Source organism: Paenibacillus sp. LRG-1, from assembly GCF_057220305.1.
The window spans coordinates 5,836,052-5,857,548 of record NZ_CM170126.1 but is presented as its reverse complement, the minus strand read 5'-3'; the positions used below and the strand labels follow the sequence as shown (position 1 = coordinate 5,857,548).

At 47.9% G+C, this 21,497-nt stretch carries 19 protein-coding genes and 2 riboswitches; of the genes, 15 read left to right on the top strand and 4 right to left on the bottom strand.

The features are described 5' to 3' along the window. Window positions 1-127: 127 nt before the first annotated feature. From rhaD to rhaB, 3 genes are read right to left on the bottom strand one after another with little or no spacing between them, the layout of a single operon-like run. Entirely contained in the window at window positions 128-973 is an 846-nt protein-coding gene (gene rhaD / locus ACUUJN_RS25955; protein ID WP_484669096.1) for a rhamnulose-1-phosphate aldolase, read from the bottom strand. A 52-nt stretch (window positions 974-1,025) separates the two neighbouring features. Next, complete coding sequence (gene rhaA, locus ACUUJN_RS25950) at window positions 1,026-2,282, bottom strand: L-rhamnose isomerase (protein WP_053326424.1); 1,257 nt, start codon at window positions 2,280-2,282, stop codon at window positions 1,026-1,028. 12 nt (window positions 2,283-2,294) lie between these two features. Beyond that, window positions 2,295-3,776, bottom strand: a complete 1,482-nt coding sequence (gene rhaB / locus ACUUJN_RS25945) for a rhamnulokinase (RefSeq protein WP_484669095.1) — start codon at window positions 3,774-3,776, stop codon at window positions 2,295-2,297. A 351-nt stretch (window positions 3,777-4,127) separates the two neighbouring features. Further along, window positions 4,128-4,231, top strand: a riboswitch (purine riboswitch). 158 nt (window positions 4,232-4,389) lie between these two features. On the opposite strand from rhaB, the gene ACUUJN_RS25940 reads away from it, so the two are divergent. Together ACUUJN_RS25940 and ACUUJN_RS25935 are read left to right on the top strand one after the other, a co-directional pair. Next, entirely contained in the window at window positions 4,390-5,007 is a 618-nt protein-coding gene (locus ACUUJN_RS25940) for a xanthine phosphoribosyltransferase (protein WP_053326423.1), read from the top strand. Continuing rightward, complete coding sequence (locus ACUUJN_RS25935) at window positions 5,001-6,308, top strand: nucleobase:cation symporter-2 family protein (protein ID WP_028540883.1); 1,308 nt, start codon at window positions 5,001-5,003, stop codon at window positions 6,306-6,308. The genes ACUUJN_RS25940 and ACUUJN_RS25935 overlap by 7 nt, the downstream gene beginning before the upstream one ends. A gap of 81 nt (window positions 6,309-6,389) precedes the next feature. On the opposite strand, the gene ACUUJN_RS25930 is transcribed toward ACUUJN_RS25935, so the two are convergent. Beyond that, window positions 6,390-7,460: a hypothetical protein gene (locus ACUUJN_RS25930; RefSeq protein WP_484669094.1), complete on the bottom strand. Its 1,071-nt coding sequence runs from the start codon at window positions 7,458-7,460 to the stop codon at window positions 6,390-6,392. A gap of 672 nt (window positions 7,461-8,132) precedes the next feature. Then, window positions 8,133-8,336, top strand: a riboswitch (cobalamin riboswitch). A 217-nt stretch (window positions 8,337-8,553) separates the two neighbouring features. Here ACUUJN_RS25930 and ACUUJN_RS25925 point away from each other — a divergent pair. The 13 genes from ACUUJN_RS25925 to ACUUJN_RS25865 all read left to right on the top strand — a co-directional run bounded on the left by ACUUJN_RS25925 (window position 8,554) and on the right by ACUUJN_RS25865 (window position 21,352). Then, window positions 8,554-10,134 carry an ABC transporter substrate-binding protein gene (locus ACUUJN_RS25925; protein WP_484669093.1) on the top strand — a complete coding sequence of 527 codons (1,581 nt, stop codon included), beginning with the start codon at window positions 8,554-8,556 and terminating at the stop codon, window positions 10,132-10,134. Between the two features lie 15 nt (window positions 10,135-10,149). Then, complete coding sequence (nikB, locus tag ACUUJN_RS25920) at window positions 10,150-11,079, top strand: nickel ABC transporter permease (protein ID WP_484669092.1); 930 nt, start codon at window positions 10,150-10,152, stop codon at window positions 11,077-11,079. Between the two features lie 14 nt (window positions 11,080-11,093). Further along, window positions 11,094-11,909, top strand: coding sequence for a nickel transporter permease (nikC, locus tag ACUUJN_RS25915; protein WP_053326421.1), 816 nt, complete (start codon window positions 11,094-11,096; stop codon window positions 11,907-11,909). Beyond that, complete coding sequence (locus tag ACUUJN_RS25910) at window positions 11,909-12,826, top strand: ATP-binding cassette domain-containing protein (protein ID WP_484669091.1); 918 nt, start codon at window positions 11,909-11,911, stop codon at window positions 12,824-12,826. The genes nikC (ACUUJN_RS25915) and ACUUJN_RS25910 overlap by 1 nt, the downstream gene beginning before the upstream one ends. Next, complete coding sequence (locus ACUUJN_RS25905; RefSeq protein ID WP_340857408.1) at window positions 12,823-13,599, top strand: ABC transporter ATP-binding protein; 777 nt, start codon at window positions 12,823-12,825, stop codon at window positions 13,597-13,599. Before ACUUJN_RS25910 ends, ACUUJN_RS25905 begins: the two co-directional genes overlap by 4 nt. Window positions 13,600-13,741: 142 nt before the next feature. Continuing rightward, window positions 13,742-15,367: a nickel ABC transporter substrate-binding protein gene (gene nikA / locus ACUUJN_RS25900; protein ID WP_484669090.1), complete on the top strand. Its 1,626-nt coding sequence runs from the start codon at window positions 13,742-13,744 to the stop codon at window positions 15,365-15,367. 46 nt (window positions 15,368-15,413) lie between these two features. Next, window positions 15,414-16,358: a nickel ABC transporter permease subunit NikB gene (nikB, locus tag ACUUJN_RS25895; RefSeq protein ID WP_071558037.1), complete on the top strand. Its 945-nt coding sequence runs from the start codon at window positions 15,414-15,416 to the stop codon at window positions 16,356-16,358. Further along, entirely contained in the window at window positions 16,358-17,188 is an 831-nt protein-coding gene (gene nikC, locus ACUUJN_RS25890) for a nickel ABC transporter permease subunit NikC (RefSeq protein ID WP_484669776.1), read from the top strand. Before nikB (ACUUJN_RS25895) ends, nikC (ACUUJN_RS25890) begins: the two co-directional genes overlap by 1 nt. Before the next feature lie 20 nt (window positions 17,189-17,208). Continuing rightward, window positions 17,209-18,033 carry an ABC transporter ATP-binding protein gene (locus tag ACUUJN_RS25885; protein ID WP_484669089.1) on the top strand — a complete coding sequence of 275 codons (825 nt, stop codon included), beginning with the start codon at window positions 17,209-17,211 and terminating at the stop codon, window positions 18,031-18,033. A gap of 38 nt (window positions 18,034-18,071) precedes the next feature. Next, window positions 18,072-18,881 (top strand): nickel import ATP-binding protein NikE, encoded by an 810-nt coding sequence (nikE, locus tag ACUUJN_RS25880; protein ID WP_484669088.1) that lies wholly within the window; start codon window positions 18,072-18,074, stop codon window positions 18,879-18,881. Between the two features lie 142 nt (window positions 18,882-19,023). Next, on the top strand, window positions 19,024-19,833 hold the full coding sequence (locus ACUUJN_RS25875; protein ID WP_484669087.1) for a transporter substrate-binding domain-containing protein: 810 nt from the start codon (window positions 19,024-19,026) through the stop codon (window positions 19,831-19,833). 30 nt (window positions 19,834-19,863) lie between these two features. Beyond that, the gene (locus tag ACUUJN_RS25870; protein WP_023990975.1) at window positions 19,864-20,580 is read left to right on the top strand and encodes an amino acid ABC transporter permease; all 717 of its coding nucleotides are present in this window, start codon (window positions 19,864-19,866) and stop codon (window positions 20,578-20,580) included. Between the two features lie 4 nt (window positions 20,581-20,584). Continuing rightward, window positions 20,585-21,352 carry an amino acid ABC transporter ATP-binding protein gene (locus ACUUJN_RS25865; RefSeq protein WP_484669086.1) on the top strand — a complete coding sequence of 256 codons (768 nt, stop codon included), beginning with the start codon at window positions 20,585-20,587 and terminating at the stop codon, window positions 21,350-21,352. Window positions 21,353-21,497 lie beyond the last annotated feature (145 nt).

Sequence of the window (21,497 nt, the reverse complement as noted above, 5' to 3'; positions counted from 1 at the left end):
CAAGTTAATTCATTGGAATTAAGGGTTATATAATTAAAACTAGGTATGCCAAAGGCTCCATGGCCGGTTTGAGAGGAGCCGTGGAGCCTTTTAAGTTCTGTAGTTTGAGATGGAGATTAACCTACATTTATACGTTCAGTATTCCTTCTTTTGGAGTAACGTTAAAGGCTTTCGCCAGATCGGCCAATTCCTGATCCGTAATTCGTTGCTGAATATCATGGTGAGCAATGAGCATATAAATTTGCGCCGCTTTTTCAATCGTTTCAATCAGGCCAAACGCTTCATCAATGGAGCTGCCCGTTCCGAAAATGCCATGATGAGGCCATAATACAGCGTGATGATCCTTCATTTTTTTAGCCGTTTCGCGGCCGATTTCGCTGGAGCCCGGTACCATCCAAGGGATTACACCGATACCGTCTGGAAAGACGACAATACATTCGGTACACATTTCCCACAGCGTTTTGGTGAATTGGTTTTCGTCCAGACTATGAATGAAGGTCATGGCAATAACATGGGTGGCATGATTATGAATCACAACACGATGGTTAGGATCGACCTTCAAGCGCTCAATGTGGCCCATAAAATGGGATGGTAACTCACTGGTAGGCGCCGCCCCGTGTTTGAGGCCCCACAAGACTTCCAATTGCTCGCCATCCTGCGAGACACGAAGAACTCCTAAATTGGCTTCCGGATCGGCAATTACGTTTTTGAAATATTTTCCCGATCCGGTGACGATAAAATATTTACCAGCCAGTTCATTCACTGGGAAAGCAGGTTTAATCGTCCGAATGACCTGATGAATATCTATATATTTTGCAACCTCAGCTTCATCCAGAATATAGCTTACATTACCTCCATTGCGTTCATCCCAACCGAATTTCCACATGTTTTGTGTAATTTCCGCCATCTCGCGAACAAATGGGATATCCAGTCCCGATTTGCGTTCTTTTTGATTCTCCAGCACAGTAGTCATGGATAATCTCTCCCTTTGTATGATATGAATATAAGCATTATCAGTGCAGTAGTTACCGTTTCAGCAGTACCTGTTGTTCATAGTTTTTTACTTCGGCCAGCCATTCCTCACGAACAGGAACGCCGTTTTGAGCGCAATAGTAATCCCATATGGCACCAAACGGATACGATTTAAACTCTTCGACCAGAGCAAGACGAGTGGTGAAATCCCGTTCCTCTTCCGCCTGCTTTAATGCTTCAATCGGTTCGAGCATAGCGCGAAGCAGCGCTTTGATCGTGTTGCGTGTTCCGATGACCCATGCTGCTACATGATTGATACTGCCATCAAAGAAATCAAGACCGATATGGGTTCGGGAAAGCAATTCACCGCGAACCAGCTCACGGGCAATGTCCAGCAATTCGTCGTCCATCGTCACGACATGATCACTGTCCCAACGAACCGGTCTGCTGACATGGAGCAATAATTGATCGGTGAACATCAGCACAGAGGACAGTTTGTTCGAAATGACTTCGGTTGGATGGAAGTGACCAGCGTCGAGACAGATAGATTTACCGCGTGTCAGGGCGTAACCCATATAGAATTCATGTGAGCCCACGACATAGCTTTCTGAGCCGATGCCGAACAGCTTGCTTTCAACCGCATCGATGTTGTATTCCTCACTGATTTCCTCGCTGAAAATTTCGTCCAGCGCATCACGCAGACGTTCTCTTGGAGCCAACCGATCAACCGGAGTATCTTTATAGCCATCCGGCATCCAGTGGTTTGTGACACAGGGCTGACCGAGTTCTTTGCCAAAATGCTCTGCAATCCTGCGTGATTTTTTGCAGTGTGTGATCCAGAAATCGCGGATTTCCGAATCCTTGTGACTCAGTGTGAAGCCGTCTTCCGCTTTGGGATGGGAGAACAAAGTTGGATTAAAATCAAGCCCGAGCCCTTGCTGTTTGGCCCAGTCTACCCAGTTCTGAAAATGGCGTGGCTCCAGTTGATCCAGATCCACTTGTTCTGTGGTGTCCGCATAGATTGCGTGCAGATTGACCTTGTGTTTACCCGGAATAAGCGATAGAGCTTTTTCTAAATCCTGACGCAACTCATGCGGCGTGCCTGCTCTGCCCGGGTAGCTGCCCGTTACGGCAATCCCCCCGCTAAGCTGTTTGTCTTTGAACAGAAATCCCTGAACATCATCTCCCTGCCAGCAGTGCAGTGATATTTTGATTTGTGAAAGCTTCCGTAAAATGTCGTCAACTTGAATACCGTGGCGGGCATACAGCTTTTTCGCTTCGTTATAACTGGCTTCAATAGCTTCATTCATGGCTTTACTCCTTTATTGAGATATCTGAATAGAGGATGTTGCTTGTATCTTGAGGCGCTCCCAGCGATCCAGGAGTTCTTGCAAGCCTTCCACCGATTTCGGCTCATATAGCCGAGTCGGAAAGGAGCGGGCGATGGTTCGGCCAGCAGCTTTGAGATCCTCAAGAACACCAGAGCTGATTAATTGCACGACAATATTGCCGATGGCCGTAGATTCGGAAGGACCTGCCTGAACCTCAATTCCCAAGAGATCGGCTGTTAGCTGACATAGTAACTCGTTGTTAGCGCCTCCGCCGACAATGTACAATCTGGTAATCGTTTCGTCTGTTAAACGTTGCAGTTCGTGTAAGGCATCGCGGTAGCTTAAGGCCAGACTGTCAAAAATACAGCGGGCGAGTGAACCCGGCGTCTTGGGGATGGGCTGGCCTGTTTCTTCACAGAATCGCTGGATTTCAAGGGTCATACTATCCGGGTTTAAGAAGGATGACTGGTTACAGAGGACGAGACTGACAAACGGTGTCTCTGCTGAAGCCAGTTCGGCCAATTCAGCAAAGCTATGTGCGGAACCGCCCTCTCTTCTAACCTCTTGAATCATCCATAACCCCATAATATTTTTCAGAAAACGGTACGTACCGTAAGCGCCCCACTCATTGGTGTAGTTCGCCTGCATGGCTGCCTTGGTATTCAAGGCTTGGGATCGTTCCATTCCCAGTAGTGACCACGTTCCGCTGCTAATATAAGCCCAAGATTCTTCCCGCTGTGACGGAACACCTGCAACAGCCGATGCAGTATCGTGAGTAGGAGCAAGAATGATCTGACAGTCCGGAAGATCGTATTTTTGAACAAGCTCCGGCAAAAGAGAACCCAGAACCCGTCCAGACTCGGCAAGCTCTGAAAACTGATTGCGTCGCAGTTGGAGCAGGGACAGCAGGTCTTCATCAAACTCTCGTGTGTTCACGTTGAGAAGCTGCATCGTGGACGCATTCGTCATTTCATTGATCATGATGCCTGTCAGGCGATAGTACAGATAATCGGGGACCATCAATATTTTATCCGCCTGGGCAAGCTGTTCCCGATCATGGACAAACAGTTGATACAGGGTATTAAAGTTTAGTTCCTGAATGCCTGTTTTCTCATACACAGCCTCTCGACTGATGAGCTGGTGCAGCCTGTCGGGCGCATGGAGGGTACGTGCATCCCGGTAAGCGTATACCTCATGAATGCGGTTTCCTTTCTGATCAAGCAGCACGTAATCTACAGCCCATGTATCAATGCCGAGCGTACAGGAGTGAATCCCCGTCTGTTTAGCTTTTTGCAAGCCCTGAATAATCTCATTCAATAGTTCGTCGATATTCCAGTAATCGTGTCCGTTTTTTTCGGTAAAGGAGTTGTTGAAACGGTGAAGCTCTTGCAAGTGTAGCTGGTCACCTTGCAGAGTTGCACTTACGAGCCTTCCGCTTGAAGCTCCAATATCAACAGCAAGATAATTATTCATACCCAATCTCCTTGCATGGATAAAATACTGGCAGCCTGAAAGTCTGCCTTTTGCTTTCTTAACTAACTCCATACTACTTCCGTTTTTCTTTGTAGTCAACATAAACGGAAGTATAATTTGTGGTTTTATTTTTGTTTTCTAAAATTATAATTAAAATTAAATGTTGTTTTGCATGTATTTTTGTTTTTTATCTGTTTTCTACAATCAGGATTATGCAAAGTCCTTACAATATATATACCTTGAACAAAGGTCGGCTTGATTTACGATATTCCAATTGTGGAAGGTTCTCCAAATGCCGCTGTCTGTATGAAAAATAGTCTTGAAACCGCCCGCCAGAGGGTGTAGTATACAAGATATCAATTTCATATGACTCGTATAATATTGGGGATATGGCCCAGAAGTTTCTACCGGATGACCACTGTAATCGTCCGACTATGAGTGATAGCGCATCGGCTTTGGATGAATGCGGGCATTTATTTGTGCGCCAATCCGTCAGGGATTACAACCCCAAGGACAGGCTTCACTTGAGAAACAACTCAAGGGAGCCTGTCCTTTTTTTGGTTTTGGCAGGTTTTATACTATTTTAAAGTACAGAAGGAGCGATACTCGCATAATGAAAGCTTTGGAGGAACGTATTCGTCAAGAGGGACAAATTTTATCTGATACCGTACTAAAGGTAGATTCATTTTTGAATCATCAGGTAGATACAGCATTAGCATTGGAGATTGGTAAGGAGTTTGCACGCCTTTTCGGCAGTGCTCCGATCACCAAGGTGCTTACAATTGAAGCTAGTGGTATTCAATTTGCTATGGCTACTGCTATTGCCTTGGGGGTCCCGTTCATTTATGCGAAGAAAAAGAAGGCAATCACGCTGAATGAGCAGGTATACTTCGCAGAGGTTCATTCGTTCACTCGGCAGGAAACCTATCAGGTGAGTATTTCCCAAAAATATCTCCATGCCAGCGACCATGTGCTGATCGTAGATGATTTTTTGGCTACTGGCGCAGCATTGGTCGGACTTACGGATATTGTGAAGGAAGCAGGAGCGGAGCTGGCCGGGGTTGGCTGTGTGATTGAGAAGAGCTTCCAGGAAGGCCGTGGACTGTTGGAGCAAAGAGGCATTGCCGTACGTTCTCTTGCGCGTATCGCTTCCATGGCACCAGGCGAGGTTCATTTTATAGAGGAAGCTGGCGTGGTGATTCCTCCCGTTAAGGAGAATGTGGGATGTTAAGTAAACAAAAGTTATTCGCGCTGGGCTTCCAGCATGTCATGGCGATGTACGCTGGAGCAATTGCTGTACCTCTAATTGTAGGGGGAGCATTGCACCTGACGCCAGCCCAGATGGCTTATTTGGTGGCTGCCGATCTGTTCACTTGCGGGATTGCTACGTTATTACAGATTATGGGCACACGCTTTTTCGGTAGTAGACTGCCTGTCATTTTAGGCTGTACGTTTACGGCAGTAGGGCCCATCATCGCGATTGCTTCGACCTCAAATTTAGCGACAGCGTATGGTGCCATTATTTTGTCTGGTATATTTGTGGTGTTAGCAGCACCGTTGTATGGCAAGCTGCTACGCTTTTTCCCGACGGTGGTTACAGGTTCGGTCGTTACGATTATCGGTCTATCCCTTATTCCGGTGGCGATGAACAATGTAGCAGGGGGCCAGGGCAGTTCGGACTTTGGACAGCCACGTAATTTACTGTTGGCGTTAGTCACACTACTGGTTATTCTGCTTGTGAATCGGTTGGCAAAAGGCTTTTTGCGCTCGATTTCCGTGCTTATTGGTTTGTTCGCGGGCACAGTGGTTGCTTATGGAATGGGAATGGTGCATTTTGCTCCCGTGGCGGAGGCCTCATGGGTGAGTGTTGCACAGCCGTTTTATTTTGGTAAGCCAGAGTTTAGCATTATGGCAGTTTGTACGATGATTATCGTCAATATTGTCAGTATGGTTGAGTCTACGGGCGTTTATCTGGCAGTAGGCAAAGCGATTGATCAGAAGGTGGAGCAGAAGCAGATCGTCAATGGTCTGCGTTCCGAGGGACTTGCGATCATGCTTGGGGGTATTTTTAACGCGTTTCCTTATACAGCTTTCTCGCAAAATGTGGGTCTGATCTCACTCACACGCGTCAAATCGCGGAACGTTATTTTTGCTGCGGGCGGTATCATGGTTGTTCTCGGTTTGCTGCCTAAGCTGGCTGCTTTAACGACAGTGATTCCTAACGCTGTGCTGGGCGGGGCGATGATCGTCATGTTCGGCTCGGTCGCTGCATCAGGCATGTCTATTCTGTCAGAAGTGGATCTGCGGAAGGAAAGCAATCTGCTGATCGCAGCATGCAGTATTGCCGTGGGCCTAGGCTCTGCCGTTCTGCCACAAATGTTCGACCAGCTGCCGAGCTTTGCCAAAATGCTGTTGCAAAATGGTATCGTTTCAGGCTCGATTACAGCGATTGTCTTGAACATCGTTTTGACGAGAAAACAAGGGGACTCGGTCAAAAGCGTGACGGTTCAGGAGGTTCCACAGAAGGTTTGATGATTAGGAATAAATAAGATAGCCGGAGAGAGAACGTATGCCTCTTTTCCGGCTGTTTGGCATGGAGTTACCCAGAATGGGTTATTTATTAAGCAGCATGAAGTTATTGATGAAACCCTCTTCCTGAATGAAGATTGGGGTTTGGATTTTCGAAGTGAAGTCATAATAGTACATGCCGCGTCCTTCCTCCTGATTTTTCTGAGAGGCGCTGCCTAAATAGTAGATCCCCTTGCCGTCTGGGGACATATAGATAAAGCTGCGGGATGAAATGGGTAGCTCTAATTTGGTGCGTTTTCCAGTCGCAATATCAACAAGGCTATACTCGGGGTTGCCGTGATTAATGAAACGGGCAGTTACTAGGAGCAACTGATCATTACTGCTGGACATTGATAAGATTTGTTCGTTCTTTAGTGTAATGACAGACCGCTCTTGTTTAGTGGCGTTGTTGATCTCTGTAACCTTGTAGTCCGGGGGGAGCATAGTGGACTGTTTCTTGGTTGCGATGTCTCTTTGTTTATCTCGGCCATTTTCGGAAAATTGGGAAATGTACGTTGCGTTTTTACTGGAGTTGTAAGATACAGACCAAGTATTCATATCCTGATTTTCATCATGCAAGAACTGCATTGTATGAGTCGATTTATTGTAGAAAATTGTTTTAAGTGTACGCTCTCCTTTTTTGACTGCAGCTAGTATAAGTGGACCTTCTGGAGTAGTTGGCACTATACGATTAATGGCAAATAAATTATCGGATAATTGTTCAGTTTTTTTTGAATTTAAGTCGTACGAAAATAGTTGGTCTCCCTTATCATCCACATCGGCAGAGTAATAAATTTTGTGATCAGGTAAGGACACCAGGGAAAGTGGGTATTGAGAGGTATAAGGAACATCGGCCAGTTTGGTCATTTTTTTACTGCTTAAGTCATACGTCATGACCCGCATAACCATACCTTTATCTGTATTTTTCCCATTCACATATTCTGTATAGGTCATGGATAGATATTGGCCCTGTCCGGCTAGAGCTGTCTTTTCCCCTGATTGGACTTGTTTGGATGGGACTGATTCTGCTGATGGAGTAGAGGATGGAGAGCAGGATGATAACAGAGCTGGAGCGAGCAAGGAAACTATAAAGAAGCGATAGCTGCTTGTTTTCAAAAGGATACATCCTTTCTAAGATGAGAAATTTAGTTATATCCGACTGTGCAGTGGCGCTAAAGTTAACTCTTAAGTTGATTTATTTACTAGAGGAATTTGCTAGAGTAGTGGGCGAGGTCGTGGTATAATTTACCTTATGGATTTTGAATAGTGGTGGATGTTTTCGGACCACGGTGCAGCTTCCCGAAAGGGGGTGAAGCCGATGGTCAACCTTGTGTCGTGCTACGATGTGTTGCGTTGGATGGTTACGTTACTAAGCCTGGTGTTTAGTATTCGTAAACTTTATCGCTGGCTACGTCGAAAATTTCGGAACAAGCGAAAACCCACCGCGTAATTAGGTTGGCCCCTAACGGTGGGTTTCGTTTGCATTAACATTTAGTTATGCAGCGCGCCGTGGTGGTGATCCACAGCCTTTCAAGTCCTAGAGTCTTTGCCGTTGGCGCGGCGAAGACTCTTTTTAGTATACGGACACGATGATTATCTATATACCTAATTTTAGCACGTTCATTTCGTGCACGCAATGAATAGACATCACCTTCATTCTCGCCACATCGTTCAAATTTAAAATATTGTGCAGCATTTATTGACAAGCCTGTGACAACAAAATAAGATCGTAATGGAAAGAAATAAAGGAAGAAAACAGGTGTGAGCCGGACGACTCTATGTACGAGGTTTTGTTGAGACCATGTAGATGGTTGTTGAGCGTGTTCACTTAAAAGGGAAGTTCGGTAGATTCCGACACGGACCCGCCACTGTATACAGGCATCAGCAGGATACTGCTGGAGCTTTCAGAACAGCCACTGGAACTGTGAAGAACCGGGAAGGCCTGAAAGATGCGCCTGGAGTCAGGAGACCTGCCTGTTTTGACATCACTGTCAGACCCACGGGATGCTGGGGAGGTGGTTAGGCGTGCTGCATACGGAATGTCTGAAACCGATCCGATCCCTTCTATGTTTTTGGAGTTGGCTTCGAGGTGAGTTTTGACATTTTATAATGAAAGCATTTCTGACTGCTGATCAAGTGGTCCGGAATGCTTTTTTCGCGTTTTGCGTTAGGTTTATATGATTTTACAAGATAGAGGGGGATTCATTGAATGATTAGCAATCGTAGCAGGCGTTCATGGTTGATATGTACAGGGGTGATGCTGTTGCTGGCAGTTATGGCTCTTTCGGGATGTGCCAGCAATAAGACGTCGGATAGCTCCGGCAAGGGTGAAAACGCGTCAGCACAACAAACAGCGACAGATAAAAAGCTGGTAATGGCGTATACATGGAAACCGTCAGGCGTTGACCCGCACGGAGATAATAGCTGGGATGTGATGCGATCCGGTGCAGGTGAGACACTGGTACGTTTGAATGAAAAGCTGGAGCCTGTGGCTTGGCTGGCAAAGGAGTGGAAGCAGGATAGTCCTACAGTTTGGACGTTCAGCTTGCAGGATAAAGTCACTTTTCATGATGGAAAGAGTATGGATGCAGCAGGTGTAAAAGCGTCTTTGCTGCGCTCTATCGAGAAAAGCCATCTGGCGAAGGATTTACTGAATGTGAAGTCCATTGATGTAAGCGGCCCGCTGGCTTTGAAAATCACGACAAACCAGCCGAACGCGGCGCTGGTGTCCAATCTAGCTGATCCATCGACGATTGTACTGGATGTGGCATCGATGAAAGATGAGCAGAGTTACCCAGCGATGACAGGCGCCTTTAAAATCAAAGCATTCAACAAGGACCAATCCTTGGTCGTAGAGCGTTATGACGGATATTGGGGCGAGAAGGCACGACTGGCTGAAGCGACGATGAAGTTCATTACGGATGGGAATTCGCGCCTGATGGCGCTGCAATCCGGCGAGGTGGACGTGGCGACGGATATTCCAGTTGATAACGCAGAGGTACTGAAAAAGAACGACAAGCTACAAGTGCTGTCGGCTCCCTCCTTGCGCACCCATATGATCGTGTACAATATGGAATCGCCAGTATTCAAGGATGCGGCGAACCGTAAGGTGGTGGACAGCCTGATTCCACGCACATCGATTGTGAGCGCCGTCATGAGGGGCTTCGGTACGGAAGCAAGCAGTCCGTTCCCGAGCATTCTTCCCTTCGGTAAAGTTGAGCGTAAAGCGCTGAACGGAACGGCAGAGCAGCTGTTGACGAAGGATGGCTGGCAGAAAGACGCCCAAGGGACATGGACTAAGCAAGGCAAGCCGTTCGAGGTTACACTGCTGACTTTCCCTCAGCGTCCGGAGCTCTCCGTTATGGCTGAGGTCATCCAAAGCCAATTGTTGAAAGAGGGAATCCAGGTCAAGATTCGCAAGGTGGAAAATATCGACGAGGCGTTGACCAAAAACGATTGGGATTTTGCTATGTACAGTATGCTTACTGCTCATACAGGAGAGCCGCAATATTTTATGGACATGTTTTATTCTTCGAAAAGCGAAGCCAATGTAAGCCAGTATAGTTCCAAACCGCTAGAGAGTATTCTTAACAGCTTGAAGCTGGCGAAGGATACAGCGCAGCGTAATGCTGTGACACTACAAGCGCTGGATATCATCAATGCGGATTTGCCACAGTCGTTCATTGTGCATCCTGATAATGTGTTTGGTGTGAAAAAAGGGGTGGAGGGTTTTACACCCCATCCGATCGAGTATTACTACATTACAGCGCAATCTGATATTACGGAATAACGAGCTGCGTATCCTATGATTCGTTTTATACTGGAACGTGTGGCGCAGCTGCTCATCATTGTATTCGTTGTATCCACGCTGACTTTTGTACTGATGCGACTCGCTCCTGGTGACCCTGCTACTATTTTGCTCACCGCGCATAATGTCCCTGCCTCTGAGGAGGCGTTGACGACGCTACGGCAGGAACTGGGCTTAAACGAGCCGCTTCATATTCAATATGTGAACTGGCTGCGAGATGTGTTCACGGGGCATTGGGGCACCTCGTATGTATCCAAGGAATCCGTGCTAGCCGAACTATGGAACAGACTGCCTGCTACTGTGGAGCTAGCTGCTGCGGGCTTTGCCGTCATGACGGTGCTTACGCTGGGGCTGGGACTGGCTGCCTCGCTAAAAATCAGCGGCCCACTGGATCGTCTGGGCAGGCTGTTTGCCCTGCTGGGATCGTCGATTCCCTCTTTTTGGCTTGGTTTTCTGTTGATCTATCTATTCTCCGTTCGCTTGGGCTGGCTCCCATCCATGGGAAGGGAGGACTGGACACATCTAGTGCTCCCAGCGCTGACTCTTGGCGCAGGTTTGGGAGCGGTGCAAGCCCGTGTACTGCGCGCTCAAATGCTGGAGCTGGGTGACCGGAATTTTGTGAAAGCAGCGGAGGCTCGAGGCTTTTCACGTATGCATATCCTGTTTTTTGAGATATTTAAGCATGCGGTTCTGCCTATGATTACACTGCTAGGTACAAATCTATCATTTATGCTGGCAGGTAATGTCATCGTCGAGACCATTTTTTCATGGCCGGGGTTAGGTAAGTATTTTATAGATGCGATTACCCAGCGAGATTATCCGGTGATTCAGGGATATGTTATTTTTGCCGTATTTTTAATAGTAGGTGTTCAGTGTTTGGTGGATTTGGTCCAGACGGCGATAGATCCGAGGCTACGTTTGCGTTAAGGGGGAAGCTGAAAATGAAAAAGATACGGCTTTCCTTTCAAGGGAGCTTGCTGGCAGGAGGCGTACTTTTTGGTCTGATCGTGCTGCTTGGGTTATTGGCTCCATGGGTCGCTCCTCATGATCCTCTTCAAGTGGATCTTTTGAACCGTCTGGCACCACCCAGTCGGAAATATCCTTTCGGTACGGATCATCTGGGTCGGGATGTGCTGTCACGGCTAATTTACGGGATTCGGACGAGCGTGCTAATCGCATGTGCAATTACCGTAGCTACGCTGTGCTTCAGTCTGCCTATAGGGTTGCTCATTGGTTATGTGCGCGGACGCGTGGATCAGCTGATCATGCGGGGAATCGATGGCGTATTGGCTTTTCCTGATATTATTTTAACGGTGGCAATTGTGGGCATTTTGGGCCCGGGTTTTGTTAACATGACCCTTGCGATTATTGCGGTACGGTGGGCGGGCTATGTCCGGTATATCCGTAGTCTGGTTCAAAAAGCCTGTCAGGAGGACTACGTTCGGTATGCCCGTTTATCCGGCAATTCACACGTACGTATACTGAGACGTTATGTATTGCCACAAGCGTTGCCGCAGTTGTTGGTTTATGCGGTATGGGATATCGGACGCGTGGTGCTGATGATCGCTGGGCTATCCTTTCTTGGACTGGGTGTACAGCCGCCCAAGCCAGAGTGGGGCGTGATGCTGCATGATGCAACCTCATATTTTCAGGTGGCTCCGCATGTCATGATTTTCCCGGGCTTGGCGATTATGCTATTCGTACTTGCCTGCCAGCTTTTGGGCGACCGCTTTTCGGAAAAGGGGGCGGCCAAATAGTGGGAGATCAAATAGCCCTTGGGGGCAAGGATACGATAGAACAAGTGGCAGGGCGAAAACCGTTGTTACACGTGGAACATTTGGAAATCTGCCGCACAGGCGTAGGAGCAAGCGGAAGTGGGAGCAAACCACTGCTGCGGGATGTGAGCTTTTCCATATATTCAGGGGAGATTGTGGCCCTGACCGGACCGAGCGGATGCGGCAAGAGTCTGACCGCACACGCAATCGCAGGCATGCTGGAGCCAGGTATCGGTGTTACGCAAGGGCGTATCTACTATAACGGGGAAGACATTCTCCCGTTCCAGGAACGGCGCTGGCAAAGGCTGCGCCGAGAGGATATTGCCCTGCTCATTCAACAATCGCTGAGCGGGTTGAATCCGATCCGGACTGTCCGCGCCCAGCTGATGGATACGCTTAGACTGCACGGGCGGCGTCGGATGCCGCACGACCAGATGGAGTCGGGGCACGCTGGTGCTGCCCCATCCCACACTGCACCGCAGCAAGTCCACCCGCTGAGCGTGCTGCCACGGATGCGGCAGATGCTGATCCGTGCCATGGAGATAGCCAGAGGAGGCGCTACTCCAGTGCGGGAGGCCTATTTGCGCTCTCTGCTCCGCAAGGTTGGGTTTACAGATCCTGAGCATATTTTGTCGTCATATCCTTTTGAACTAAGCGGAGGCATGTGTCAAAGGGTGCTGCTGGCTGCAATGTTAAGCTCAGGTCCAAGCCTTTTTATTGCCGATGAGCCTACTACGGCGTTGGATGTTATCAACCGCGACAAGGTTTTGGCATTGCTGCAACAATTGAGAGAAGACTTTGATCTCACCATATTGTTGATTTCACATGATCGCCAAGGTATGAGCCGCATAGCAGATCGAGTGTTGGAGATGAGCCCGGAAGGAAGGATGCACCAGTGATGCTGGAATTGAAGAATGTGACCAAAGCATACCCTGTCCGCAAACGGAGAAAAGGCTGGTTCAGCACGCAAGATAGCGAGCAGGCCGTGAAGAAGGTGAGTCTGGAGTTACGGCAGGGGGAGTGTCTTGGATTGGTTGGAGAAAGTGGAAGTGGCAAAAGCACGCTGGCACAATGTATTCTAGGGCTGGAGTCGTTGACCTCAGGGGAGATTTGGCTGGATCATCAGCCTATACATTTCGAAAAGACGAAGGACGTTCAGCTGTACAAGCGAATCCAGTTGGTTGCACAGGATTCGTCCTCCTCATTGCATCCTCGTATGACCATTCGAGATATTTTAATGGAGCCGATCCACAACTATTTTCCTGAGCGAAAAGCGCAGGCGCTGGATATTTGTCTGTCCCTATTGGAATCGGTAGGATTGGAGGCTGACAGTCTGGAAAAATACCCAGCACAGCTGAGTGGCGGGCAAAAACAGCGGGTATGTATTGCCCGAGCGTTGGCGGTGGAGCCGGATATTATCTTGTTCGATGAATCGATCGCCAATCTGGATACGACAACGCAATCTTCTGTACTGGACATGCTCAAGAGAATGCAGATGGAACGTCAGTTGTCCTACCTATTCATTACTCACGATCTCCAATCTACTCGCCAGTTTTGTGACCGAGTTGCCGTCATGGTTCAGGGGGAGATCGTGGAAATATTTAAGGAATGGGATGAAGACTTGTTACAGCATGAGTACACGCGTACTCTGTTTCAAGCGTTGGAGAATTAAGCCATAAATTTAATATTATACAAATTTAAAATAAATAAGAGGATTGCTTGTCGAATATTGTTGACAAAATAGAACGTGGTACCTATTCTAAATATGATTATGATAATCATTATCACATATATAGAAAAGGGGAAATACATTGATGTCCGTTCGACACCGCAAGACTGCCACCCTTATGTTGGTGGCGCTCCTCTTATTATCCGTTGTTTTGGGTTGCGCGAAGCAGGAGAACACACCTGCATCCACCTCAACTGACGGAGCTGCCAATGAAAAGTCGATCACACTATCGTGGCCGCGTGACATTGGTACGATGAATCCTCACGTATACAATCCTTCCCAACTTTTTGCACAATCTATGATTTATGAGCCGTTAGTCAGCTACAAGCAAGGAGGTAAGCTGGAGCCTGCTTTGGCTGAATCCTGGACTATTTCCAAGGACGGCAAAATATATACGTTTAAGCTGCGCACAGGTGTGAAATTTTCGGATGGAACGCTATTTAATGCGGCCATTGTCAAAAAGAACTTTGACGCTATTATGAAAAATGAGAAAACGCACAGCTGGCTTGGTATAGTAGGCGTTCTCGACAAAACTGAAGCTGTAGATGACAGCACCTTCCGAATGACGCTCAAAGAGCCATACTACCCAGTGCTTCAGGATTTGTCTGTCGTTCGCCCGTTCCGTTTTCTGGGTGAAGCTGGGTTCCCGGATGATGGAGATACGTCCAAAGGAATCAAGAACCCTGTAGGTACAGGACCTTGGATGCTAGATGAATACAAGCAAGATGAATATGCAACCTTTAAGCGTAATCCGAACTATTGGGGTACTGCACCGAAGGTGGATAAAATTACGGTAAAAATCATTCCCGATGGCGAAACCCGTGTAATGGCCTTTGAAAAAGGCGACTTGGATCTGATTTATGGAGAGGGTGTCATTAGTCTGGATGCTTTCAAACAGCTTCGCGACACGAATCAGTATGTTACCACGCTGTCCGAGCCTGTCGGTACAAGAAGCCTGCTACTCAACTCATCCAATCCCAAGCTGGCAGACCTTCGGGTACGTCTGGCACTCCAGCATGGCTTTAACAAGCAGGCAATGGTGGAAGGTGTGACTTCAGGGCTGGAGGAAACAGCGGATACGGTTTTATCTAAAAACTATCCGTATACGAATGTAAACTTACAGCCTGTTGGCTATGATGTGGAAAAATCCAAAGCGTTACTGGATGAGGCTGGCTGGAAGCTGCCCGCAGGCGGTACAGTACGGGAAAAAGACGGACAACAGCTGGATTTTGAGCTGATTTTTGATAAGACTGATCCGATCCAAAAGGCGATGGCTGAAACCATTCAGGCTGAATGGGGAGAACTGGGTGTCAAAGTGAACCTGACCGGACTGGAGCTGACGGTTCAAATTAAGCGCCTTAGATCCAACCAGTTTGATCTGTACTTCTGGTACAACTATGGTGCGCCTTATGATCCGCATTCCTTTATTAATGTCATTGCCAAGAAGAGCTTCGGAATTTCCGAGGTGCTGAGTGCCCTTCCGATGAAGAAAGACCTGGATCAGCAAGTACACGAAGCGCTCTCATCGACAGATGAAACCAAGCGTCAAGAGCTGTATGCTTCGATTCTGAAGACGCTTCAGGAGCAATCTGCCATTGTGCCTATTTCGTATATTAAGAAAACGGCAGTGTACCAGAAAAAGATTACAAACTTTGTATTCCCGGCTAATCGGGATGAAAATCCGTTTGAGGGAATTGAAATCGGAAAGTAGCTGAAGCCGATAGGTAACGGTAGTTTACAGGATAGGAGGACAACTCATGATCAGCTATATCGGGAAGCGAATGGTAGCGGTCATTCCTATTGTTCTCTTTGCCACCCTCGTTACCTTTGCACTGATTCATATTTCACCAGTTGATCCGGCCGAGGCCTATTTGACGGCTGCTCATATTTATCCTACTCCAGAGATTCTGGAGCAGAAAAGACATGAGTTCGGACTGGATCAGCCTTTGCTGACGCAGTATATGCATACACTTCAAAGAATCAGTCAATTGGACTTTGGTACTTCGTATCTGACCAACAAGCCAGTGTGGGATGAGGTCAAGGTTCGGCTGCCCGCCACTTTTGAATTGGCTGTGAGCAGTATGGTGCTATCTATTGTGGTGAGTATTCCGCTGGGCGTGCTGGCGGCGATGCGTAAAAATGGCTGGATTGACATGCTTAGTCGAGGAATTTCATATTTTGGCGCATCTATACCCCAGTTCTGGCTGGGATATTTGTTAATCTTCTTTTTCTCTGTCCGATTGGATTGGCTCCCTGTAGAGGGGCGAGGAACGTGGCAGCATCTGGTGTTGCCCACGTTGACCCTGTCGCTGGTTCTGATTGCTTTATATACGCGCCTGCTGCGTTCCAGTGTGTTGGAGCAGCTTCAGGAAACGTATGTGCAGTATGCCAGAACTAGAGGAATTCGTGAGCGGGTGATCATGCTCAAGCATGTACTGAAAATTGCCATCGCCCCACTGATTACAAGTATGGGTATGAATCTGGGCAAGCTTCTGACCGGAACAATTATTGTGGAGCAAGTGTTTTCATGGCCCGGGTTTGGCCGTTATTTTGTGGAAGCGATTTTTAACCGGGATATTCCCGTCATACAATGCTATGTGTTTTTGGCGGCATGCCTGTTCATCGTATGCAATTTGCTCGTTGATCTGGTGCATTTGTATATGGACCCCCGAATTTCATCGAAGGGACGAGCAGAGCAGTGATGATAAGGTTGCGTACAATGTTCAAAGGTCAAAAGGTAATCGTGGTCTGCTCTGTCGTACTGGCTGCTCTTTTTATCATTATGGCGCTAGCTCCTTGGCTGGCTCCCCATGATCCGGTTAAAGTCAATTTACTGCACAAGCTGGAGGGACCTTCGAAAGAATACTGGCTGGGGACCGATCATTTGGGTCGGTGCAATTTATCCCGGTTGCTGTATGGAGCGCGGATTTCTCTCGGCTTTGCGACATTAATTTTCCTGTCCTCGCTTAGCATCGGCGTTGTGGTCGGGTCGCTAGCAGGTTATGTGGGCGGCTGGGTCGATAGTGTGCTGATGCGGTTTTGCGAGGGCATTATGGCGTTTCCGAATTTGGTGCTTGTGCTGGGCATTGTCGGTATTTTTGGACCGGGCCTCATGCAGGTGCTGCTTGCCTTGATGATGGTGCAGTGGGTGTATTATGCCAGAATGTGCCGCAATATGGTCGTCAGTCTGAAAGAACGGAATTTTATAGCTGCTGCAAGGATTAGCGGGTCCTCCTCAGGGGCCATTATCCGGCGGCATATTATTCCGAATGTGCTGCGGCCGATTGTGGTCATTGGTACGCTGGAAATGGGCTGGGCGATCATGGATATTTCCGCGTTGTCGTTCCTCGGTCTAGGCATTCAGCCGCCGACCCCCGAATGGGGAGCCATGATTCATGAGGGAACGGGATACATTCGCAGTTATCCGGAATTAATGATCTATCCGGGGGTTATGATTCTGGTGGTGGTGATGGCCTTCAATATATTGGGGGAGGCGCTGTCCGACCGATACGGAATTGCCAAACGTCAGTAAAACGGGAGTGAGTTACAACGATGGACGACAGGGAGAAGGTGCTGGAGGTCAGCGGCTTACAGGTGAAGCTCAAAACCGGTGCCGGGGCGGTATCTCTGCTGGAGCCAACTCATTTTGAGCTGAAAAAGGGACAGGTACTGGGTCTTGTCGGCGAGAGTGGAAGCGGCAAAACGGTAACCTGTAAAGCGTTGCTCCAACTGCTGGATCGCCAGACGATGGACGTGGAAGGTAGTGTCCGTCTGAACGGGCGTGAGCTGAACGGAATGGTGGCCGAGGAGATGCGCCGTATTCGGGGCAAGGAAATCGCGTTTATTATGCAAAACCCGATGAGCGCTTTTACGCCAGTGTATACGATCGGAGCTCAGTTTATGGAAACGGTCCGCACGCACACCGGATTAACCAAACGACAGGCCCGTGAACTTGCCATAACGGCTCTGGAAAATATGAATCTGCCCGATCCAGCCAAGCTGATGAAGCGGTATTCGTTTCAGTTGAGCGGCGGGATGCTGCAACGAGTCATGATCGCCATTTCCATGTGCCTGCGGCCAGCAGTGGTTATTGCCGATGAACCAACGACGGCGCTCGATGTGGTCAATCAGCTACAGGTGCTAAGAGAGCTGGATCGCTTGCGTACGGAATACAATACGTCCATTTTGCTGATCTCGCATGATCTGGGCGTCATTTCCCAATTGGCGGATGAAGTGGCTGTCATGCAGCAGGGTCGTATTGTTGAGCAGGCTGAGGTCCATCAGTTATTCGATCACCCGCAGGATGAATATACGAAAATGCTGCTGCATGTCAGACCCAAGTTGTCCATTCGGGGCATAAATCAGGTAGGTGGTTAGTCGCCTGTTCGACGGTTACACTTTCAAAAGGGGAGCGAATGCGCATGCTACAAGTGAAGAAAGTAACTCATAGCTATGGAAGGCGCAAATGGCTGGGCCGCTCTGAACCACGTCCTCCTGTGTTGGCTAACGTTTCGCTTACTATAGAAAGTGGGTTTTGCCTAGGCTTACTTGGTACCAGCGGAGCCGGTAAAAGCACGCTGGGCAAGGTTATTCTGGGGCTGGAGAAGCCGCAGGAGGGTCAGGTGCTGTTCCAGGGACAGGACATTTATAATGCGAGCCCCCAAGTCCGCAGGGGACTGCGACGGGATATGCAGGTCGTATTTCAGGACTGCTACTCTGCTGTAAATCCCCGAATGACCGCCGGGCAGATTATTGGTGAGCCATTGGACAATTACGAACGGTTATCGGTGCAGGAACAAAAAAGAACGGTCGAAAGCCTGCTGGAACGGGTCGGCCTCAAGCCGGAAGATCAGATTAAATATCCGCATCAATTCAGCGGCGGACAATTACAGCGGATCAACATTGCACGGGCGATTGCGCTCAAACCAAAGCTGATCGTGCTGGATGAGTCCGTCAGCAGCCTCGATATGGTTCACCAGATGCATATTTTATCCCTGCTGGGAGAACTGAAATCTTCGTTTGGATTGTCATATCTGTTCATCACGCATGATATTCGGGCGGCATATGCCGTCTGTGATGGCATTGCTGTGATGGAGCAGGGAAGATTGATTGAGCGCTGTGATGAGAAGGATCAGATTTTTGAATCTGCTCATCCGGCTGTACGACGGTTGATCTCGTCCATTTTGCCGGAACATCCAGCAGAGCGTTTTCCGCTTCATGGATAACAGTGGACCCGCAAGGGTCCTTTTTTTGTGCAACATATGGATAAATAATCGAAATGAACTTTACTTGTTGTATTATTTGAATAACCCGTTATAATATAAAATCATAGTAAATTGCTTGGATATTAAAAAGGGGATGTCATATATGAAGAAATCTGCTTTGGTAGCAGCGATTGGCCTATCTCTTGTGTTATTAACGGGTGCCTTGAGTGGATGTTCCTCGAAGGATGCGGCATCGGGGGATAAGGTAATCTATGTCGGCACACAAAATGACTACCCTCCGTTTGCTTTTACGAATGAAAAAAACGAGCTGACCGGGTACGATGTGGAAGTAGTCAAGGAGATCGACAAGAAGCTGGACGGCTACAAGTTTGAGTTTGTACCTTCTGGCTGGGACGGAATTTTCATGGCGCTGGAATCGAACAAGATTCAGGTCGTAGCAGATGAAATCGCCAAAAATCCTGAGCGCGAGCAAAAATATTTGTTCTCGGATGAATCCTACTTTCAGGCACAATCCGTCATTGTTGTGAAAAAAGGCAGAACGGATATACACTCTCTCAAGGATTTGGAAGGCAAGAAGGTAGCCGCATCAGTAGGCGATTCCTACACACAATTGCTGGAACAATATAATGCGAAGAATGGGAATAAAATTATTTTGAAATACAATGATACAGGCACTTCGTCCGATAACCTTCAAGACGTACAAAATGGCCGGGTGGACGCTTATGTGAATGATCCAGTCATGACGGCTGCTACGATCAAGAAGGAAGGTTTGCAGGTCGAAGCGATAGGTGATCCTGTGCAAACGGATGATATCAATATGGTGTTCAAAAAGGATAAGCAGGGCGAAGAGCTGAAAGCTAAAATCGACCCGATTATTAAAGAGTTGAAAACGGACGGAACACTGGAAAAATTGTCTGAACAATGGACAGGTGGGGAATATATCCCGCAGTAACAACAATGTAAAGGGTAAAGTGAGGTTCCTATGGAAAAGCTGTTTGACCTTGATTATATGCTGAAAAGCCTTCCCCGGATCGTTGAGTATCTACCCGTTACGCTATGGATTGCATTTTTGTCCATGCTGCTGGGTACGATTATCGGGTTGGCAACGGCGTTAATTCGGATATACAAGGTGCCTGTCTTGGCGCAACTGTCTACGCTGTATGTCTCCTACATCCGGGGAACACCGCTCATTGTGCAGCTGTTTCTCGTATATTATGGAATACCCAAGTTTTTATATTATTTTCAGAGCGAATACGGTTTCTTACAGCAATTAAATATCTACGTGATTCCACCCGAGGTTTTCGCATTGTTGTCATTTTCACTAAATCTCGGGGGTTATCTGTCGGAGACGTTCCGGGCGGCGATTCATTCAGTCGACCGGGGACAATTTGAGGCAGCTAATTCCATCGGCATGAGCCAAACACAAATTATGCTCAAAATTGTATTGCCGCAGGCGTTGACGGTGGCTTTGCCCAATTTGGGAAACACGCTGATCAGTACGGTGAAGGATACGTCTTTTATTTTTATGATCGGTGTCGTCGATATGATGGGACAGGCTAAAATTATGGGCGCGCGGGCGTTGGCTTTTTTTGAGGTATATGTTGCGGTGTCCCTGATTTACTGGTTGGTGTGCATTATTATTGAGCGCGGGCTTGTCGTGCTGGAGAAGCGTATTCGAATTTACGAAAGAAGTGAGTAAGAGCATGATCAAGCTTCATCAAATTCATAAGCATTTTGGACAGCATCATGTGTTGAAGGGCATAGACCTGACGGTAGGCAAGGGAGAAGTTGTGGTGATCTTGGGCCCAAGCGGATCGGGGAAGTCCACGCTGCTGCGCAGCATTAATTTTTTGGAACAGCCGAACAGTGGTGTCATTGAAATTGACGGTGTAAAGGTCGATGCCGCCAAGGCAGGAAAAAAGGACATTCTCGGACTACGGATGGCAACGGCAATGGTATTTCAGCAATATCAGTTGTTTAAAAATTTGAATGCACTCCACAATGTGATGATTGGTCTGACCAGTGTGAAAAAGCTGGATCGTAAGCAGGCGAGGGAGATCAGTGAAGGCATTTTGGAAAAGGTCGGGTTAAAGGATCGTATGACCTATTATCCTGCCCAGCTTTCGGGTGGACAGCAGCAGCGAGTTGCGATTGCCCGTGCTTTGGCACTAAATCCGCAGGTGTTGTTGTTCGATGAACCGACATCCTCACTTGATCCTGAACTGGTGGATGAAGTGCTGTCCGTGATTCAAAAGGTGGCGAGTGAAGGCAATACGATGATTATTGTCACGCATGAGCTTGGTTTTGCGAGAGATGTAGCGGATCGGGTTGTGCTGATGGAGCATGGTGTGATCGTGGAGCAGGGACCCGTGGAGCAGTTTTTCACCAATCCGAAGGAAGAACGGACACGGCAGTTTCTGGGCAAAGCGTTGGTACAGAGAGCGCCACAGGATCAGCCTGTATCCCCATAAAAAGTACGTGGATGGGTTATAGGTATGTACAACGCTGTAGACTTATTGCACCTATAGTAAAAAGCACGTTAGACAAGTCGCAGGAGGAAGGAAGGCCCGCGCTTGTTTGTCGTGCTTTTTTGGCGCCTCTTATCCCAAATTCTTT

Coding starts and splice junctions, on each gene's coding strand:
- rhaD (WP_484669096.1), bottom strand. CDS start 973: ATGACTACTGTGCTGGAGAATCAAAAAGAACGCAAATCGGGACTGGAT.
- rhaA (WP_053326424.1), bottom strand. CDS start 2,282: ATGAATGAAGCTATTGAAGCCAGTTATAACGAAGCGAAAAAGCTGTAT.
- rhaB (WP_484669095.1), bottom strand. CDS start 3,776: ATGAATAATTATCTTGCTGTTGATATTGGAGCTTCAAGCGGAAGGCTC.
- ACUUJN_RS25940 (WP_053326423.1), top strand. CDS start 4,390: ATGAAAGCTTTGGAGGAACGTATTCGTCAAGAGGGACAAATTTTATCT.
- ACUUJN_RS25935 (WP_028540883.1), top strand. CDS start 5,001: ATGTTAAGTAAACAAAAGTTATTCGCGCTGGGCTTCCAGCATGTCATG.
- ACUUJN_RS25925 (WP_484669093.1), top strand. CDS start 8,554: ATGATTAGCAATCGTAGCAGGCGTTCATGGTTGATATGTACAGGGGTG.
- nikB (WP_484669092.1), top strand. CDS start 10,150: ATGATTCGTTTTATACTGGAACGTGTGGCGCAGCTGCTCATCATTGTA.
- nikC (WP_053326421.1), top strand. CDS start 11,094: ATGAAAAAGATACGGCTTTCCTTTCAAGGGAGCTTGCTGGCAGGAGGC.
- nikA (WP_484669090.1), top strand. CDS start 13,742: ATGTCCGTTCGACACCGCAAGACTGCCACCCTTATGTTGGTGGCGCTC.
- nikB (WP_071558037.1), top strand. CDS start 15,414: ATGATCAGCTATATCGGGAAGCGAATGGTAGCGGTCATTCCTATTGTT.
- nikC (WP_484669776.1), top strand. CDS start 16,358: ATGATAAGGTTGCGTACAATGTTCAAAGGTCAAAAGGTAATCGTGGTC.
- ACUUJN_RS25885 (WP_484669089.1), top strand. CDS start 17,209: ATGGACGACAGGGAGAAGGTGCTGGAGGTCAGCGGCTTACAGGTGAAG.
- nikE (WP_484669088.1), top strand. CDS start 18,072: ATGCGCATGCTACAAGTGAAGAAAGTAACTCATAGCTATGGAAGGCGC.
- ACUUJN_RS25875 (WP_484669087.1), top strand. CDS start 19,024: ATGAAGAAATCTGCTTTGGTAGCAGCGATTGGCCTATCTCTTGTGTTA.
- ACUUJN_RS25870 (WP_023990975.1), top strand. CDS start 19,864: ATGGAAAAGCTGTTTGACCTTGATTATATGCTGAAAAGCCTTCCCCGG.
- ACUUJN_RS25865 (WP_484669086.1), top strand. CDS start 20,585: ATGATCAAGCTTCATCAAATTCATAAGCATTTTGGACAGCATCATGTG.